The 17,618-nt window shown below is 32.0% G+C and carries 17 protein-coding genes, 1 tRNA gene and 1 other RNA gene; 11 read left to right on the forward strand and 8 right to left on the reverse strand.

Annotated elements, in window-relative coordinates; all coding sequences use genetic code 11:
* Positions 1–13 precede the first annotated feature (13 nt).
* From ffs to CIT01_08520, 3 genes are all read left to right on the forward strand, one after another.
* An RNA gene (gene ffs / locus CIT01_08510) (signal recognition particle sRNA) lies at positions 14–329 on the forward strand.
* A 141-nt stretch (positions 330–470) separates the two neighbouring features.
* Positions 471–555, forward strand: a tRNA-Ser gene (locus CIT01_08515).
* Positions 556–830: 275 nt separating this feature from the next.
* A complete protein-coding gene (locus CIT01_08520) occupies positions 831–1,325 on the forward strand; it encodes a hypothetical protein (protein AXV38238.1) in 495 nt (164 codons plus the stop codon).
* A gap of 57 nt (positions 1,326–1,382) precedes the next feature.
* Here the strand turns inward: CIT01_08520 and CIT01_08525 are convergent, their stop codons facing one another.
* The 4 genes from CIT01_08525 to CIT01_08540 form a co-directional block, all read right to left on the reverse strand.
* Positions 1,383–2,558, reverse strand: a complete 1,176-nt coding sequence (locus CIT01_08525; GenBank protein AXV38239.1) for an aspartate aminotransferase — start codon at positions 2,556–2,558, stop codon at positions 1,383–1,385.
* A gap of 28 nt (positions 2,559–2,586) precedes the next feature.
* Positions 2,587–3,414, reverse strand: a complete 828-nt coding sequence (locus CIT01_08530) for a 4Fe-4S ferredoxin (protein ID AXV38240.1) — start codon at positions 3,412–3,414, stop codon at positions 2,587–2,589.
* Between the two features lie 21 nt (positions 3,415–3,435).
* The gene (locus CIT01_08535) at positions 3,436–4,551 is read right to left on the reverse strand and encodes an aspartate aminotransferase (GenBank protein ID AXV38241.1); all 1,116 of its coding nucleotides are present in this window, start codon (positions 4,549–4,551) and stop codon (positions 3,436–3,438) included.
* Positions 4,552–4,646: 95 nt separating this feature from the next.
* On the reverse strand, positions 4,647–6,203 hold the full coding sequence (locus CIT01_08540; GenBank protein AXV38242.1) for a radical SAM protein: 1,557 nt from the start codon (positions 6,201–6,203) through the stop codon (positions 4,647–4,649).
* A gap of 98 nt (positions 6,204–6,301) precedes the next feature.
* Between CIT01_08540 and CIT01_08545 the strand changes: the two genes are divergently transcribed.
* Both CIT01_08545 and yjjX read left to right on the forward strand, forming a co-directional pair.
* A complete protein-coding gene (locus CIT01_08545) occupies positions 6,302–6,769 on the forward strand; it encodes a phosphopantetheine adenylyltransferase (protein ID AXV38243.1) in 468 nt (155 codons plus the stop codon).
* A gap of 28 nt (positions 6,770–6,797) precedes the next feature.
* The gene (gene yjjX / locus CIT01_08550; protein AXV38244.1) at positions 6,798–7,322 is read left to right on the forward strand and encodes an inosine/xanthosine triphosphatase; all 525 of its coding nucleotides are present in this window, start codon (positions 6,798–6,800) and stop codon (positions 7,320–7,322) included.
* Here yjjX and CIT01_08555 read toward each other — a convergent pair.
* Positions 7,306–8,103 carry a hypothetical protein gene (locus CIT01_08555; protein AXV38245.1) on the reverse strand — a complete coding sequence of 266 codons (798 nt, stop codon included), beginning with the start codon at positions 8,101–8,103 and terminating at the stop codon, positions 7,306–7,308. The genes yjjX and CIT01_08555 overlap by 17 nt on opposite strands.
* A gap of 565 nt (positions 8,104–8,668) precedes the next feature.
* Here CIT01_08555 and CIT01_08560 point away from each other — a divergent pair.
* Entirely contained in the window at positions 8,669–10,801 is a 2,133-nt protein-coding gene (locus CIT01_08560; protein AXV38246.1) for a hypothetical protein, read from the forward strand.
* A 44-nt stretch (positions 10,802–10,845) separates the two neighbouring features.
* Positions 10,846–13,107 carry a hypothetical protein gene (locus tag CIT01_08565; protein AXV38247.1) on the forward strand — a complete coding sequence of 754 codons (2,262 nt, stop codon included), beginning with the start codon at positions 10,846–10,848 and terminating at the stop codon, positions 13,105–13,107.
* Between the two features lies 1 nt (position 13,108).
* On the opposite strand, the gene CIT01_08570 is transcribed toward CIT01_08565, so the two are convergent.
* Positions 13,109–13,282, reverse strand: a complete 174-nt coding sequence (locus CIT01_08570) for a class III signal peptide-containing protein (protein AXV38248.1) — start codon at positions 13,280–13,282, stop codon at positions 13,109–13,111.
* A gap of 25 nt (positions 13,283–13,307) precedes the next feature.
* Positions 13,308–13,490, reverse strand: a complete 183-nt coding sequence (locus CIT01_08575; GenBank protein AXV38249.1) for a class III signal peptide-containing protein — start codon at positions 13,488–13,490, stop codon at positions 13,308–13,310.
* A 223-nt stretch (positions 13,491–13,713) separates the two neighbouring features.
* On the opposite strand from CIT01_08575, the gene CIT01_08580 reads away from it, so the two are divergent.
* Complete coding sequence (locus CIT01_08580) at positions 13,714–14,292, forward strand: hypothetical protein (GenBank protein ID AXV38250.1); 579 nt, start codon at positions 13,714–13,716, stop codon at positions 14,290–14,292.
* A gap of 11 nt (positions 14,293–14,303) precedes the next feature.
* On the opposite strand, the gene CIT01_08585 is transcribed toward CIT01_08580, so the two are convergent.
* Positions 14,304–14,501: a class III signal peptide-containing protein gene (locus CIT01_08585; GenBank protein ID AXV38251.1), complete on the reverse strand. Its 198-nt coding sequence runs from the start codon at positions 14,499–14,501 to the stop codon at positions 14,304–14,306.
* A 324-nt stretch (positions 14,502–14,825) separates the two neighbouring features.
* On the opposite strand from CIT01_08585, the gene CIT01_08590 reads away from it, so the two are divergent.
* The 3 genes from CIT01_08590 to CIT01_08600 all read left to right on the forward strand — a co-directional run bounded on the left by CIT01_08590 (position 14,826) and on the right by CIT01_08600 (position 17,617).
* The gene (locus CIT01_08590; protein ID AXV38252.1) at positions 14,826–16,196 is read left to right on the forward strand and encodes a hypothetical protein; all 1,371 of its coding nucleotides are present in this window, start codon (positions 14,826–14,828) and stop codon (positions 16,194–16,196) included.
* Positions 16,193–16,891, forward strand: coding sequence for a metal-dependent hydrolase (locus CIT01_08595; protein AXV38253.1), 699 nt, complete (start codon positions 16,193–16,195; stop codon positions 16,889–16,891). The genes CIT01_08590 and CIT01_08595 overlap by 4 nt, the downstream gene beginning before the upstream one ends.
* Before the next feature lie 105 nt (positions 16,892–16,996).
* Positions 16,997–17,617 (forward strand): GTP-binding protein, encoded by a 621-nt coding sequence (locus tag CIT01_08600; GenBank protein ID AXV38254.1) that lies wholly within the window; start codon positions 16,997–16,999, stop codon positions 17,615–17,617.
* Position 17,618: the final 1 nt, after the last annotated feature.

The raw sequence follows: 17,618 nt of genomic DNA on the forward strand, positions 1-17,618 counted from the left end.
CTGACAATATAAATAGCGGGCTAGACTGGAGGGTTAGGGGTCCTCTGTAAGCGTATATCCCCTATATGACGCAGTTGAAGTTCAAGAGGCGGCAAATTGACCGTTTATTGGCCTAGAATTCTGATGCTGAGCCCTCGTCCCGCAGGATCAGTGGTGGTAGGGTTCTGGTTGTAGGACCAGAATTAATTATCTTAATCATGGGAACGGGTCAGGTCTGGAAAGAAGCAGCTCTACCATGAACAGCTGATGCTTGTGGAGCAACGGGGTGGAGTCGGGTTTCTGGATCACCAATATTCGGAAGATCTGTCCACTCTTGAACACGCCCGTTTATACTAACAGAATTTTGATGGGTATTAAATTCATTTGGCATTAATTTAAAGTATTATGGAAAACATTTATATTTGATAATATCCAAAGCAATAAATTACCTTTTTCTGATTAACTAAAAAATATATTTAATAATTAATATTGCCGGGATGGCCCAGTCTGGTACGGCGTTGGCCTGCTAAGCCAATGATCCTTTGGATCACACGGGTTCAAATCCCGTTCCCGGCGTTCAACTTTTAAAAAAGTCCATAAATCATAGTTTTTAGGCAATTAGTATCTTAATTTCTGCTAATATTTTTAATTCATTCTTTTATAGTTTATTTAACCATTTTTAATAAAAATGATCATTTTATGTACTATCTAAGTTTACTTGAGATTAATGGGCTGGATATGTTCACTGTTTTGTAGTTTATTTGATAGTAAAAATTTGTCAGGTACTAATTGTATATAATATGAATAATATAAAAAGAAATAATTATTTAAATATCTAAGGTGGTTACATAATGGAAATGGTTTATATTTTTTTAGCTGTAACATTAGTGGGAGCTGTTTTACATCTATTTTTAAGTAAAACACCAAAGACAAAAAATAGAATATTTGAAGTGTTTTTGCTCTGGTTTTTAGTTATAATGGTTGGAATCGGATCCATATGGGCATTTATTGGCCATGTATTCATGTCAAATATGACTGCTGCATTGATAGGCTGGCCAGCAGGAAATCCATTTCAGTTAGAAGTAGGAGTTGCAAATTTATCCTTTGGAATTTTAGGGGTGTTATGCTGGAAATTCAGAGATAATTTCTGGACAGCAAGTGTAATAGCAATTTCTGTGTTCTATTTGGGGGCAGCTTATATACACATTGTAAATATAATGCAGAGTGGGAACATGGCACCAGGAAATGCCGGCTTTGCGTTATACATCGATATTTTAATCCCTATAATTTTATTTGCTCTTTTAATAGCACATAAAATGACCACAAATACCAAACTGAAAGAATAGATTAGGATTTGTAAGAGAAAGAATTCTAATTTAATCTCCTTTTTTAATTATTCATTTTTATGATAGCATCTCATGAATGGCTTTGCCCAGTCTTCTAATTCCTTCTTCAATTTTTTCTTCATCTGAATTTGAAAAGTTAAGTCTCAAATTATTTTTTCCTTCACCATTTACATAAAATGCCTGTCCTGGGACAAAGGCCACGTTTCTCTTAAGAGCAATATCAAAAAGTTCCAGTGAAGATGTTCCCTCTGGAAGTGTAACCCAGAGAAACATCCCTCCCTCTGGTTGGGTGTATTTAACTTCCGGTGGAAAAAACTCTTTAATAGCGTCAATCATTTTATTGCGCTGCCTTTTATAGAGTTGCCTTATTTTGGTTATGTGACCGTCTATTCTATTATCAATTAGGTATTGATAGACAATCCTCTGGGTAAAATAGTTTGAATGAAGGTCTGACGCTTGTTTGGCAATTATCAGCTTTTCCATTATCTCTTTACCTGCCACTATCCATCCCAGTCTCATGCCGGGGGATACAATTTTAGAAAAAGATCCAAAAAGAATAGAATTATCCAGATAACTCTTAATTGGGGGAAGATCTTCTCCTAAAAATCTAAGCTCACCATAAGGATTATCTTCAACAAAAATGGTTTCTGAATCGTTTATAATTTCTGCTACTTCTTTTCTCTTTTCTTTAGAATAACTGATGCCGCTGGGGTTCTGGAAGCTGGTTACAGAGTAAAATAATTTAATTTGTTCTGAATTTAATATATCTTTAAGCTTTCCAGTATCAACACCATCTTTCATTAAAGGTATGGAATGGAATTGTGGTTCATAGAGGGAAAAAGACTGTATTGCGGCAAGGTATGTTGGTTTTTCCAGTAAGATGTTGTCACCTTTATTTACGAAAATTTTGGCTGTAAGGTCAATGCACTGCTGAGACCCGTTGGTTATTAATATATCGTCCTTATTAATTTTTAATCCATTGGAAGAATATCGGTTAGCTATATATTCTCTTAATTTTCCATAACCTTCTGTGGTACTGTATTGAAGTGCCGGGCTACCTTCTTCACGAAGTACTTTATCAGTAGCGATTGCAATCTCTTCTACTGGAAATGTTTTGGGATTGGGAAGACCTCCTGCAAAGGATATGATCTCTGGATTTTCTGTAACTTTTAAAATTTCCCTAACAAAGGATCTGGGGACATTTTTAACCCGATCCGCGAATAATTTATTCATTTTGTACCTCTAAAATTGGTTATCAATATTATTTTTTGCTACCATATTTTCTAATATGCTTCCAGCTTTTTGTAATCTTATCTGGTCCACTTCTGTGGAAATATATGGATGTATCTTCTCTATTAAATATTTCTCTATCCATACCAACCGGACAAACTTTTATACAGATTCCACAAGGCGATCTATACTCTTCTCTAAGTTCCTGACTTCTTATGGTACAGGTTATTTTGTCCATAAGTGGTGGAAAATCTCCTGAATTAGGTATGGCGTCTACAGGGCAGCAATCTGCGCACTTAAGACATCGGATGCAGAGATCATGGGTTTTTAATTCGTCAGATTTAATCGGGGCAGAAGTGAAAATTGAAGTAAATCTTACCCGTGGCCCATATTCTTTGGTTAAAATTACGTTATTTAAGCCAAAGGAACCTAAACCAGCTAGAAATGCAGCATGTTTATGAGAGAAAAATGCGAGAGGTTCGTCAATTAATACGTTAATATCACCATAACCATCTCTCGGCAGAAATATAGATGGATGGCCTTTTTCAGTTAAGAAATTAGCTATTTCATAAGCTTTTATATCTAAAAGTATGTTAACTGTGTTATACAATTCATGATAATAAATGCTGGGTGCAGTATCCAGAATTGGAATCTGAATAGGGAGACCTATAACCATAACTGTTTTTGCTTCAGGATAAATTGATTGTGGCCAGAAATCTCGGGGTATCCACTCCTGGAACTGGTTGGGAAGTTCGGAGGGAGGATTTTCCCATCTATCAACACCTGCAAAACCGACTAGGGGAATACCAAGTTCCCGACATTTATCCTTGGCATCGTTTTTTAATGTTTCAGATTCCATTTTAATTATCCATCTTATTCTTTAATGTTTTAATGACTCAAGACGATCCATAGCTTCTTCTATCTTTTCATAAGACGTGGCATAAGACATTCTAACATAATCAGTACTATATTCTCCGAAAGAATCACCTGGAACGACTATAACTCCATTTTCCAGTGCATTTTCCACATATTTTCCTGCATTCTCCATGTGGGGAAATACGTAGAATGCACCTCTCGGTGTAACGCAGGAAATTCCCATATCTCTTAAACGTTTTAGGATAAGATCTCTTCTTCTTTCAAATTCAGAGACCATATTTTGAACAGAATTTTGAGGACCTCTTAATGCTTCCAGTGCAGCTACTTGTGAAATGGAACTGGCACACGCAGTGTTATATTGATGAATTTTTAGTAATTCCTCAATAATCTCATTTTCTGCAGCAGCATAAGCTATCCTAAAACCAGTCATGGCATAAGTTTTAGAGAAACCATTTATAGTAATCACATTATCTGAGAATTCACCAAAACTGTAATGTTTGCCTTCATAAATTATCTTTTCATATATCTCGTCAGAAATTATGTGAAAATCATGATCATCTGCCAATTCAGCAATACCTCGAATGTCCGATTTTTCCATTACACTACCAGTTGGATTAGCTGGAGAATTGACTATGATAGCTTTGGTATGCTGACTAATTTTTTCATTAACATCGTTCACAGTCATTCTAAACTCATTTTCTTCTTCTAATTTAACTGGAACAGGTTCAGCTTCAGCAAGCTTTACACATGCACCGTAGGAGACAAAACCCGGGTCCGGAATTAAAACCTCATCGCCGCGTTCCACTAAAACGTGGGTACACATATGCAAGGCTTCACTAGCTCCAACAGTTACTATAATGGACTCTGGATCTGAATTTATATTATTTTCATTTTTCAGTTTATCTGATATTGCCTCTCTAAGCTCCATAGTTCCCTTATTTACCGTGTAATGAGTAAATCCATCATCCATAGCGTTTTTTGCTGCTTCAATTATGTGGGGTGGAGTATCAAAATCAGGCTCTCCAAGACCCAAATTAATAGTATCTTCTGTTGTAAGTTCAAACATTTTTCTAATACCTGAAAGATCAATTGAACTAACTCTCTTTGATGGTTTAAACATTTAATCACCTTCATAACTATTTTTACATAATCAAAATGACTTTAATTAAATATTTTTGTTATAAAATTTATTTTCAAATATACTAATGAAATTAATTAAATACAACTACCACATTTATAGCAGCCATATTCTTCACACCACCCAGTCATTTCCCCTTTAAACATTTTTTTATATTCTTTTTTAATAAATTCGTTATTAACACCAACATCTATATTTTTCCAGGGTAATTCACTTTCCAGGCTATACATCATGGTTTTTTCATGTTTTTCCCATTCTTTTAGGTTTATTCGGGATTGCCATGATTTTTCAATAAGATTTCCCAGTTTGCTACTTCCCACAGATAAAATATACTGGATAAATGCACCTTTAAGATTTTCAATTTTAAAGGATTTATAACCTAAATTCTTATTAATAAAACTTATTTTAGATTTAACATCATCGTAGTTAAACTTTTCCCACTGGAGGGGAGTGTGGGGTTTGGGAATCAAGGGATTGAAACTTAACTTAACCATATTCTTTTTAGGGGCAATTTTTCTAAGATTATTAATCAGTTCTAACATTTCCTTCAAGTCTTCCAGTGACTCATGAGGAGTGCCAATTAAAAAATAATATTTAATGTTCATATTCTTATCAAAAACCATTTTACTGACATTAAAAAGCTTATCATCGCTGATGTCCTTGTTTAAACTCCTCCTAATTAAACATGTTGATTCAGGAGCCAGTGTTACAGTTTTAAGACCGCTTTTGCCTAGAGAATCTATTAATTTCTCTGTAACGGTTTCAATTCGCAGTGAAGGTGTGGTTAAATTGAAATCCATTTCTAGTAAATTTTCACATAATTCATCTATTTTAGAGTAGTCAGAAACTGCAGCACCTATTAATGCAATTTTATTTAATCCAGTGGCATTTCTTCCTTTTTCAGCAATTTTTAACAGTTTTTTAAGTGAAGTTTCTCTACGGGGACGGTATAAATACCCCGACATGCAAAATCTACAGCCCCTGGTACAGCCCCGGGATACTTCCAGTAAAAATGCATGGCCAAAGGCAGGAATAAACCTTTTATCCGATGTTTCTGGAACAACTTGCCTTACTGGATGGCAGGCATCATCCACATCCTTAACAATATTCCGTTTTACAGGATTATCCGGCACATAAACCCCTTTAATATCCATAAAAGCTTCAATATTCTTTCTAGGATCATCCAATTCCATGTACACATCCAGTACTTCGTCTAGAATTACCTCGGCCTCACCAACAATGAAAAGGTCAACGAATTTAGTCATGGGTAAAGGATTTGCTGTTGCACACGGGCCACCAGCAATTACAAAAGGATCTCTAGAGGCACGATCACCACATTTAATAGGTATGTTTCCTTTATTTAACATGGATAGGACGTTGAAGTAGTCTTGTTCATATTGCAGTGAAAAACTTATGATGTCAAAATTTTTTAATGGAGTGTTGGACTCTAAACTTTTGTGATAAGGATAAACAACTCGTTCACAGTATACGTCCTCTCTGGAATTTAGAAAATCATAAATGATATGATAACCAAGGGATGACATGGCTGTTTTGTAGAGGTTAGGATAACATGAGGCAAATCTCACATCCACTTTGCGGGGATCCTTTTGCACTACATTGTGTTCAATTAGCATAATGATTATAATTTGATTTAACCATATAATCAAAATATCTAAAAATTAGGATTAATTTAAACCATCACTATTTAAAAAAAATTTAGGAAACAAAAATAATGCAATTAAACTATAAAAAAGTTGCTGTAGGCGGTACCTTTGATAAATTCCATAAGGGCCATGAACAATTACTCAATACAGCCTTTCAGATTGGTGAAAAGGTCATAATTGGTGTCACCTCCACTGAATTTGGTGGGCAAAAGGGGGATGTTGAATCCTGTGCAGCCCGGATGACCAATCTAAAAAATTTCTTAAAAGATTATCCAAAAAAATATGAAGTAATGAGATTAACTAACTCATATGGTACAACCATATATGATAATACATTTGATGCAATTGTGGTAAGTAGAGAAACTGAAAGCACGGCTTATAAAATCAATGAAATTCGTAAAGAGAAAGATATGAAGCCGTTAGCTGTTATTGTTATTGATACTGTTTTTGCTGAAGATGGAGAACCAATATCTTCAACACGTATAAGGAAAGGCGAAATCAACTTTGAAGGCAAAATATTAGATAAAAAACCATAAAGCTTTGAATAATTATAAAGGTGAAGATATGAAAGTGGTCGTGGGGTCAAAAAATCCAGTAAAGGTTAAAGCAACGAAGAATGTATTAGAAAAACTTTATGGGGAAGTAGAAATTGATTCAGCAGACGTGGATTCTCAAGTCCCGTCACAACCGTTTGGAATTGATCAAACCATTGAAGGTGCTATAAACCGGGCTAAAAATGCTTACAATTCAGATTATGATTTAGGTGTAGGTATAGAATCGGGTCTAATGGAAACACCACACACTATAACAGGATATATTGATCTGCAGTGGTGCGCTATATATGATGGTGAAAAGGTAACAATTGGAGTTAGTGCTGGATTTGAATATCCACCTACTGTGATCAAAGAGGTTCTTAGTGGTAAGGAAGTGGGAGATGTAATGGATGAAGTAACTGGTGTGGATAATTTGGGAGAAAAAACTGGGGCCATAAGTTATTTTACTAAGGGGGTACTGGATCGTACTGGAAATACTGAACAATGTGTTTTGATGGCGATTATACCAAAAATAAATACTAACATCTATTTTTAATTATCTTATTAGAACCAGTTGCTAATATTAATGCAGTTAAAATTATTATTTCTAAAGGTAATGTCAACAATCCAAATAAAAACCCGTTTAAGGGGATTAATGATACATATATTATTGTCATTACTGATGAAAATAATATTAAAATCGAATTTATCCATATATTGTTTCTTTTAAAGATATATAAGCCGACAGGAATTATTATTGGAAAACCAATGAATAAAACTCTATAAATATCCGTAGAAATCAAAATTTGCAGGAATATTAAAGGCAGAATATAAAGAGATTTTTTCAGAAATCTATTATCAATATATTTTATACCATAAAAAAACATGATCCACAAAGTTCCAAATGCTAAATAAGGATTTTTAAACATATTATTTGCAGTTAAATGATAGATCAATATATTATTAATAGTATTTAATGAGAAATAATCTGTAAATCCATAATGGAACCTAATAACAAAGAAAACAATTAGGATTGGTATTAATATTAAAAATGTTTTTTTTAATGCAATTTTTAAATTAGCTTGTTCTAACTTATACAAAAAAAAGAGCGGTATAGTAAAAAGTATTGTTTCTTTATTCAAAATTCCTATAAGCATAACAATGAAAAATAACCCATCTCTTTCGCTTAAAATAAAATAAAATGCTAAAGCAATGAATAAAAAAGATAAATTATCTACCAGTGCGATGTCATAAAGAGAGTAAATAACTGTTGGAGCAGAAAGAAATATTAAAACTCCTAAAAAACTAATTAATGAATTAAACTTTAACCTTTTCATATAATAATAAAACACGATCGCAGTCAAGAAAAGAGAGGAAGTATTTATGAGAAAAAATCCAGCCAATTTCTTTAGTGGGAGTAAGAAGACAATGAGTGGAGTTAATATGCGGTAGGTGTATGGTGCTAATGTTGATTTAAATGGCGATAACGACATTTGATAATAAATAAAAGAATCGTATATTAGAATTTTTGAAAATTTGGGGATGAGATTAAATCCAATAAATAATATCAAGGATAAAAATAATATAGTGCCAATAGATACGCTAATTAATTGAAATTTTGGTTTAAATAAAATACATTTTATAGTCATATCTTTTATTCTTGATCTTAATATATTGATTAAATTAATTTTTTAATTTATTAAAACTTTTTTATAATTGAAACTTGTAGGAATAATTTAAATCCTTTTTACTTAAAAATTCAATCATTATTTAAAATTATTTTAATCTTTTAAACTACAAAATTAAATAATATTGTTTATAAATGAACATTATGTGACGTTTAATCGGTTTAACTATTTATCAAAAAAAATCTACTACTATTCAATTAATAAATGTGAGTATATGGAAAAAAGGGACATTATAACAATATTATCAATTATAATTGTTATTTATTTTATTGGATTTATTCCTAGAATCATATCTACAGATTTACTTGGAATTTCTAACTCTGATAACTCTTATTTCCAAGATGAACATGGCCTTCCTTACATGTATGAAATAGATTCTTACTACAATTATCGTTTAGCTGATAATTATTTGAATAATGGAATCATGGGGGATATTATTCTAAATGGCAAAGAATGGGATTTGAAATCATATTACCCTCCTGGTAGAGTTGTGGATTATCCTCCCCTAATTGTATTTTTAGTTATTTTTATCTACCAGATTGTAAACTTGGTTAGTGCAACACCATTAATTATTATATGCTTTTGGATCCCAGCATTTATTGCACCTATTTCTGGAATAATAGCTTATTTAATTGTAAGAAAATTTACTAATGATTGGGGGGCACTGAGCGCAGGAATCTTAACAGTTCTATCCCCTTTTTACTTTGTTAGAACAGTTCCGGGTTGGTTTGATACTGATTTTTTCACTGTTTTTTTTCCATTGTTAATTACATATCTCCTTTTTGAGGCAGTTCTAACTGATAATAAGAGAAAAAGTATACTATTTTCTAGTTTAGCAGCAATTTCCATCTTGACATTCGCTTTTTCATGGAAAGGCTGGTTTTTTATGTTATGCATAATATTTTTTGCATTTTTAACCTATATTATTGCACAGAAGTTCATGAATGAGAAAATAAATAACATTTATTATATTTTTATTATATTATTAATAAGTGTACCCCTATTTTTAATCTTCAAGGGAATTTCAATTTTAGATTTTATTCCATTTAATTTTTTAAATATATTTGACAATTCGTCTGCATGGCCTAGTATTTATTCATCAGTATCGGAACTTAAAAAATTTTCAATATTAAAAATAATATCTTTAATTGGGATTACTTTATTTGTTTCAGGGCTAATTGGAATGATTTTACTATTTATAAATTTTATACATAAAAATCTTTTAACTAAATTTTTGAGGAATATGAATCTATTTATTTATCTTTTACTTTTAATATGGATAGCTATGGCTGCTTATTTTATCACAATGGGTAATAGATTTATTTTAATGATAATCCCCCCATTAATTATCAGTGCTGGAATATTTATAGGATTGTTTGTAGATTGTTTGTACAATTTAAAAAATAATGAAAAATTGGGTAAGATACTTTCTATATTTTTCATATTCATAATTATTTTACCTCCAATTATTGATCCTTATGGGAATTTAGTTTTAGATCCTTTTTTAAATGATGATTTAGTTGATGCTGCAAACTGGATAAGATCTAATACCACTTTGGATACAGTGGTTATTTCTGAATGGAGTTATGGATACTTTTTCCCAGTTTATGCCAATAGGGCAGTTACCATCGACGGAGGATCCCAGAATAGTCCAAGAGAATATTGGGTTTGTAGGGCTTTTTGTGTGGGTGATGATTTGTCTGGGGGTATTTTTAGGATGCTTAGTTCCAGTGGTGATGAGGCGTGGTTGGTTTTGGATGGGTATACGGGTAATACTTCTAAGAGTGTGGAGGTTTTGAATAGTGTTTTGGGTTTGGATCGGGATGAGGCGTTGGTTGTTTTGCAGGGGGATTATGGTTTTAGTTTGGTGGAATCGGAGCGGATTTTGAGTTTTACTCATCCTTCTAGTCCTAATCCTTTTGTTGTTGTTACTACGGATAGGATGTTGGATAGTGGGTATTGGAATTTTTATTATGGTGAATGGGATTTTAATAAAGGTGTTGGTGGTAATTTCACTTATTCTGTTGGTGATCTTTTTGTGGATAAAAAATTTGTAAATAGTAGTAATGGTTTTGTCTGGGATAAAGGGAATGATGAGGTTTTTTGGAATGGATTGGAACCTTATTGTTTGGTTGTTGTGGATGATGGTGTGGTGAATAAGCGTTATCTAAATAATAGTAGTGATTTTTGTGTTTTTATGGTTATGGATTGGGATAAGTGTGTTGTTGTGGATAAAAGGTTTGAGAATTCGGTTTTTACAAAATTGGTAATTGAAAGAGTTAATACATCCAATTTTAAGATAAAATACAAAAATAAAAAAGTAACAATATGGGAATTTAAAAAATGATAAATTAAAATACATTTTAAAAGTAGTGGAATGGTAAACTGAAAATGTTCTCTAAAAAAATAATTAAATTTTTTGAAAATGAGTCTTTGAGGACTTTTATATTTATTTTAGTTATTTTTATGATTGGTTTTACACTTAGAGTTAATTCTACTAATCTTGAAGGCTTATCTGATGATCAAAAATCTTTTTACCAGGATGATAATGGTTTACCTTATATGTATGAATTAGATTCATATTATAACTACAGACTTACGAAAAATTATCTCGAGAATGGGTATACAGGTGATACGTTTATAGCGAGTGTAGAATGGGATTCACATTCTTATTATCCTCCGGGTGTTCCTATGGATTATCCCCCTTTAATTGTTTATATAACTGCTTTCTTTTATAAATTAATAAACATATTGGGGGAAATACCTTTACTTGTGGTTTGTTTTTGGTTACCGGTATTTATTGCTCCTATAGCAGGAATACCTGCATTTTTTCTTGTAAAAAAATTTTCAAATGAGTTGGGCGGACTTTTTGCAGGTATTTTAATTGTAACAACACCATTTTATTTTTCTAGAACCGTACCTGGTTTTTTTGATACAGATATGTTCAATATTCTTTTCCCAATTTTAATTGTATTACTCCTTTTTGAGGCATTTGATGATAATTATAAAAAAAGGATTTTTTGCACGGTTTTAGCTGCGGGGTCAATGTTCTTGTTTTCAATGGCTTGGAATGGTTGGCAGTATATATTTTATTTATTATTTGTTTTTGTTATTTCTACTATTTTATACAATGCCATCCAACGTAAATCTATTAAAAATACTTTGCAGATATTTATAATATTTTTTACCACATCTTTACTTCTAATTTACCTTTTTAGCGGTGCTATAAATGTATATGGACTTTTTTTTGGGCCAATTGAGTTACTAAAATTAAAATTTTTTAACACTTCATGGCACCCATGGCCTAATACATATATTTCTATTGCAGAGTTGAGAAAACCATCTTTAAATGATATAGTTTTAGGTTTAGGTCCAGTTTTAGTTGGTTTAACTATTTTAGGAGCTTTATTAATCCCAATTTTTTTAAGAAAAAGAAAAATAGTGACTAATAATAAATTTCTTCTTAATAAAAAAGAAAAATTATTTTATTCCTTTGTTTTTTTATGGATTATTTTTGGAATACTGGCTCTCCAAGAAGGTGCAAGGTTTTTAATGTTTTTAATCACTCCCTTAGTGATTATTTCAAGCATAACTGTAGCTTTTGGATTTGAATTTTTTAATATCCAATCCATAAGAGAAAAATGGATCAAAAACATATATTTAATCTTAATTTTAGTTTTAATTACGGCAATGGTTTTCAATGTTCATAGTAATGTATCTACTTTTATTCCACGAGCTCATGATGATTTGTGGAATAGTGCTACATGGATCAATGACAATACCTCGAATAACACGGTAATAGTTTCTGCATGGGACTTAGGGCACTTGTTCACTGCTGTGGCAGATCGTCCGGTTCTGCTTGATGGTCGATCTGCATACATTGAAACTTTACCTATAAGAGGATTTTACAAAAGTACTCATTCATTTAGATTTAGTAATCTTTCACCGAGTACTGCTCGGAACTATTGGGTTTGTAGGGCTTTTTGGGAGGGTGATGGTTTGTCTGGGGGTATTTTTAGGATGCTTAGTTCCAGTGGTGATGAGGCGTGGTTGGTTTTGGATGGGTATACGGGTAATACTTCTAAGAGTGTGGAGGTTTTGAATAGTGTTTTGGGTTTGGATCGGGATGAGGCGTTGGTTGTTTTGCAGGGGGATTATGGTTTTAGTTTGGTGGAATCGGAGCGGATTTTGAGTTTTACTCATCCTTCTAGTCCTAATCCTTTTGTTGTTGTTACTACGGATAGGATGTTGGATAGTGGGTATTGGAATTTTTATTATGGTGAATGGGATTTTAATAAAGGTGTTGGTGGTAATTTCACTTATTCTGTTGGTGATCTTTTTGTGGATAAAAAATTTGTAAATAGTAGTAATGGTTTTGTCTGGGATAAAGGGAATGATGAGGTTTTTTGGAATGGATTGGAACCTTATTGTTTGGTTGTTGTGGATGATGGTGTGGTGAATAAGCGTTATCTAAATAATAGTAGTGATTTTTGTGTTTTTATGGTTATGGATTGGGATAAGTGTGTTGTTGTGGATAAAAGGTTTGAGAATTCGGTTTTTACAAAATTGGTAATTGAAAGAGTTAATACATCCAATTTTAAGATAAAATACAAAAATAAAAAAGTAACAATATGGGAAATAAAGAATAAATAATTTACATTTTGTTGATTGTTGAATTTCTTGCAGAGTCTATAACATCAGTTATATTTCCTGCAATTGAGCTGGATATATCAAATATATATGTTCCTGCAACTATTACTAATACTAGTATAGCTCCAACTAATAAAATCATTTCAGCACTTATTTGAGCTTTTTCATCAATCAACATCATATTCCCATATAATTTAAAGGTTTTATGTTCTGTTACTACTAACAGTCTCTCTGACATTAGTTATATCTTCGTTAACATCTAAATCTTGTCCGGTGAAGTAGGTTTGATATATTAACAATGCAGCGATTGCAATAACAATTACACCACCAAACAATAAGATATATTCTGCTGCTCCTTGTCCACTTTCGTCTTTTAAAAACTTCATACTTTTCACCTCCATTTATTGTATTTAATTATTGTTTTAATATTATATAAATATACCTTGTGTAGAATCAAGTTTGATTTATTAGCTTTTTTATCCATAAGTTATAGGTTTTACTTCGTTATCTTAAAACTTTTTATTAACATATTATTTTCATCACAAGTACATTAATTATTAATAGTGTATTTGTGCATATTATCACATATAATAAATAAAAGTGTTTTACATGCCCAAAAAATCTAACTTAAAAAATATAGTGCAAGAGCTACTGGAAGATAAGAATTTATCAAAGAAAGAGATAACTTCAGAACTTAAAGAAGTTTATAACAAAAATTTTTCCGATAAAACGCTTAATGAAGTGTTAGTGAAACTTTTAAGAGATGAAAAAATAGATGTAGTTGGATATGATTTGAGCATATATGGTGGTATGAAAAGGGTTCAATCCTTAAAACCAGATGGAATGATTTTTGGCTCCCTTAAAATTGAACAGATTCAAATAGAGATATTATTTAAGAAATTGGAGTCTGAAAATATTGGAACTGTTAAAAAAGCTCATTCTAAACTTAAAAAAATTTTCTGTAGACGCTTAAAAAGTTTAAAACAAAAAAATTATCTGGAAAAATACGATATTAAGATTAATAATACTATTTTTGATGACGTCATTCATTATATTAATTCTCAAGAGTTAGAACAGAAAAGAACTTTAAAAGAAAAATTTATCTGGGCTTTAGCTAATAAAGAAGATTCTAGTAAATTATTAACTCAAATAATCCAGCTATCACAATTATATTCTCAAAACAAATAATTATAATTTATTTATCCACCATTATTGGTTGCACTTTCTGATACATTAGCTCTAACAATATTCAAATCTTCCTGTGTGTTGTAAGGACTTCTACCAACAAAATAACTATTATATATCAATAAAACTGCAATTGCAATTACGATCACACCACCAAATAATAATATATATTCGGCTGCGCCTTGTCCCTTCTCATCTTCTAAAATTTTCATTTTGAAACCCCAAAAAATATTATTAACTTATATTATAACAATTTATTAGTATGAACTATCTTTTATATTCTTCGATACTTTTTCCGGCAATTTTTCCAGTGAAAGCTATAATAAAAAATCAAAATCCTCTTTTTTAATGTGATAAAGATGGAATATAGTAAAATTCACAAAATGTATAAATATTATATTATTTAAAATTGAATTATATAAAAAAGGGATTTTTTGAAGAATTTTTAACTGGATAAGCATTTTAGCTTTTATTTCTAAAATTTTTATCTAAAAAAATTTAAATAATAAAAGTTAATATAACATTGGAGGCATCAGATGATCAATTTAATCATTACAATATTCGGGGCGTTGTTGATTGTTGCGGGAATTTATGCTATGACTTTTGGTTTTGGTACTCCACCTAATTTTTTGTTTTTCTTTTTAGGACTGTGTGCTGCTGTTCTAGGATTTATGTTATTGATTATCTTCGGGTCTAATGTTAATTTATCCCAGTTAAAAGTACCAAAAAGTGCAAAAACGGATAAGAAATCAGTTAAAAAAGTTGCAAGAAAATCCTCTAAAAGTGCAGAGCGTGTAAAAGAAGAAATTCAGGCAAAAAACAAGGTTAAAGCCCGGATTAAAGAGAAAGAAGAAGTTAAGACTAAAATAAAAGAACAGATTAAAACTGAAACTGCTGTTAAAGAGAAGGTTCCAAAAATGGATAAAAAATCTGTTAAACCTGAATCTGTTAAACTTCCAGAACAGGTTAAAGAAAAACCTAAAAAGAAACCATTAATAGATTTGTCACGATTAAGAGGTTCAAAAAAACCAGAAGACGTTAAAAAAGAATCTGACAAAAAACCTGTAAGAAAGGAGATGGAACCTGTCCAAGTAGGGGATAAACCGGTTAAGAAAGAGGTTAAACCGGCCAAAGCTGAGGATAAATCTGATGCAAAAAAAGTTGAACCTGTTAAAGTTGGGGAAAAATCTTTTGTAAAAGAGGTTAAAGCTACGAAAGCTGAAGATAAATCTACTACTGCTACAGACAAACCTAAAACATCTAAAAAGCCTAAAATAGTTCCTGGACAAAAATTAAAACCTATAACACCTGTTCCTAAGGATACGGATAAAGATGATGAACATTATGTGAAAGAAAGGCTGGATAAATTAAAACAAAATTACATTGAAAATGTTAATGATGTAGAAGATCTCATCGAAGAAAGATTAGAATCATTCCGGGGAACTTTAAATAAGATAAAATCTGAGTCCAAGGAACCTAATATAATATGGTCTTTTGATGCTGCAGATGTTCAGGATGCTATGAAGGAAACTATTTTAAAGGCAGAAAATAAGATAATAATGATGTATCCGTGGGTTAGAAATATCGATGTGGGAATTTTAAAGAAATTTATGGATACCGACAGTAAAATGATTATCCAGGAGGCCAGCCTTGACGACGACGCCTCTGTAGAACTAATTAAAGTATTACAGGAAAATAATGTTAAAATAAGAACCATGCCCCATGTACACACTGTTGCAGTGGTCTCAGACGATACCAATGGACTCATAATTTCTACTGATCCTATATACGAGAGTTTTGAGGTTGGAGTAATTTATAAAGACAAAAATTCCATCTCTGAGATTGAAAAATTATTCGGTGAAGCATGGGAGTTATCTACTGATGTAACCTTGGAGGAAACTACTTGAAATTAAGATGGTTGGGACACTCAGCATTTGAACTAGAAACCGAAGAAAAACTGCGAATATTAATCGATCCATTTATAAGCAACAATCCCTCATGTCCAGTACCTGTAGAGGAACTTAAAGCAGATGTCATAATGGTGACTCATGGACATGCAGATCATTTTGGAGATACCATGGAAATTGCCAATCGCACCGGCGCAGTGGTGATTGGAAATCATGAAATTTCAGTTTATCTTTCTAAACAGGGCTTTGATACCATTGGAATGAATATTGGTGGAAGCATAAGTATCTACAATCTCAAAATAACCATGGTTAACGCCCAACATTCTTCGGGCATGGATTTCATCGAAGAAATGGGTCCTGGTGGAAGTGCAACTGGCTACATAATCCAACTGGAAAATGGTCAAAAAATTTATCATGCTGGAGACACGGGACTCTTTGGTGACATGAAAACCATTATTGGAGGTATATATAAACCAGATATGGCTCTTTTACCTATTGGAGATACTTATACCATGGGACCAGAAACTGCAGCTCTTGCAGTAGAATGGATTAATCCCAAAACAGTAGTGCCCATTCATTATAATACCTTTCCAGTAATCAAACAAGATCCTGAAGAATTTGTGGAAAGGGTACATGTAAAAAATCCAGAAGTTAAAGTAGTGATACTGGAACCTAATCAATCCTACCATGAATGATTTTACATTATTCTAAATAATTACAATTATATACAAGGAATCAAGATATCTTTAATAAATATAATAATAAATTTTAATCAGTTAAAGAAGATAAAAGTGGTGAATATGAGTAATTTTTTCATAAGATTTTTAAAACGATTGATGGGTAAAGATAAAAAATTAAAGATAGGTCTTTATGGTCATCCAAATTCTGGAAAAACAACACTGGCTAATCAAATGGCTGAGGACTGGGTTGGTAAACCTATTGGATTGGTATCGGAAATACCTCACGAAACAAGGAATGTTTATCGTCAGGAGAAGGTTACTATTCAGCAAGATGGAGTAGAGTTGGATTTCGATATCATAGACACTCCTGGAATTGCAACTAAAGTCGACTATAAAAATTTCTTAGAATTTGGCTTATCCGAATCAGAAGCAAAAGACAGGGCAAAAGAAGCAACAAAAGGCATAATCGAAGCAATAAAATGGTTAGATGATGTGACCGGTGTTCTTTTAGTTATGGATGCAACTCAAGATCCTTTAACTCAAGCTAATATCACTATAATTGGGAATCTGGAAGCCCGAAATATTCCATTCGTTATTGTGGCCAATAAGATTGATATACCTGAATCTTTACCAGAACGCATAATGTCTGTATTTCCTCAACACACGGTGGTTCCAATTTCTGCTTTACATGGTGAAAATACAGGCGCACTTTACATGGCTATGGTTAAAAAATTCAAATAAT

Source organism: Methanobacterium sp. BRmetb2 (assembly GCA_003491285.1).
Taxonomy (GTDB): Archaea; Methanobacteriota; Methanobacteria; order Methanobacteriales; family Methanobacteriaceae; genus UBA117.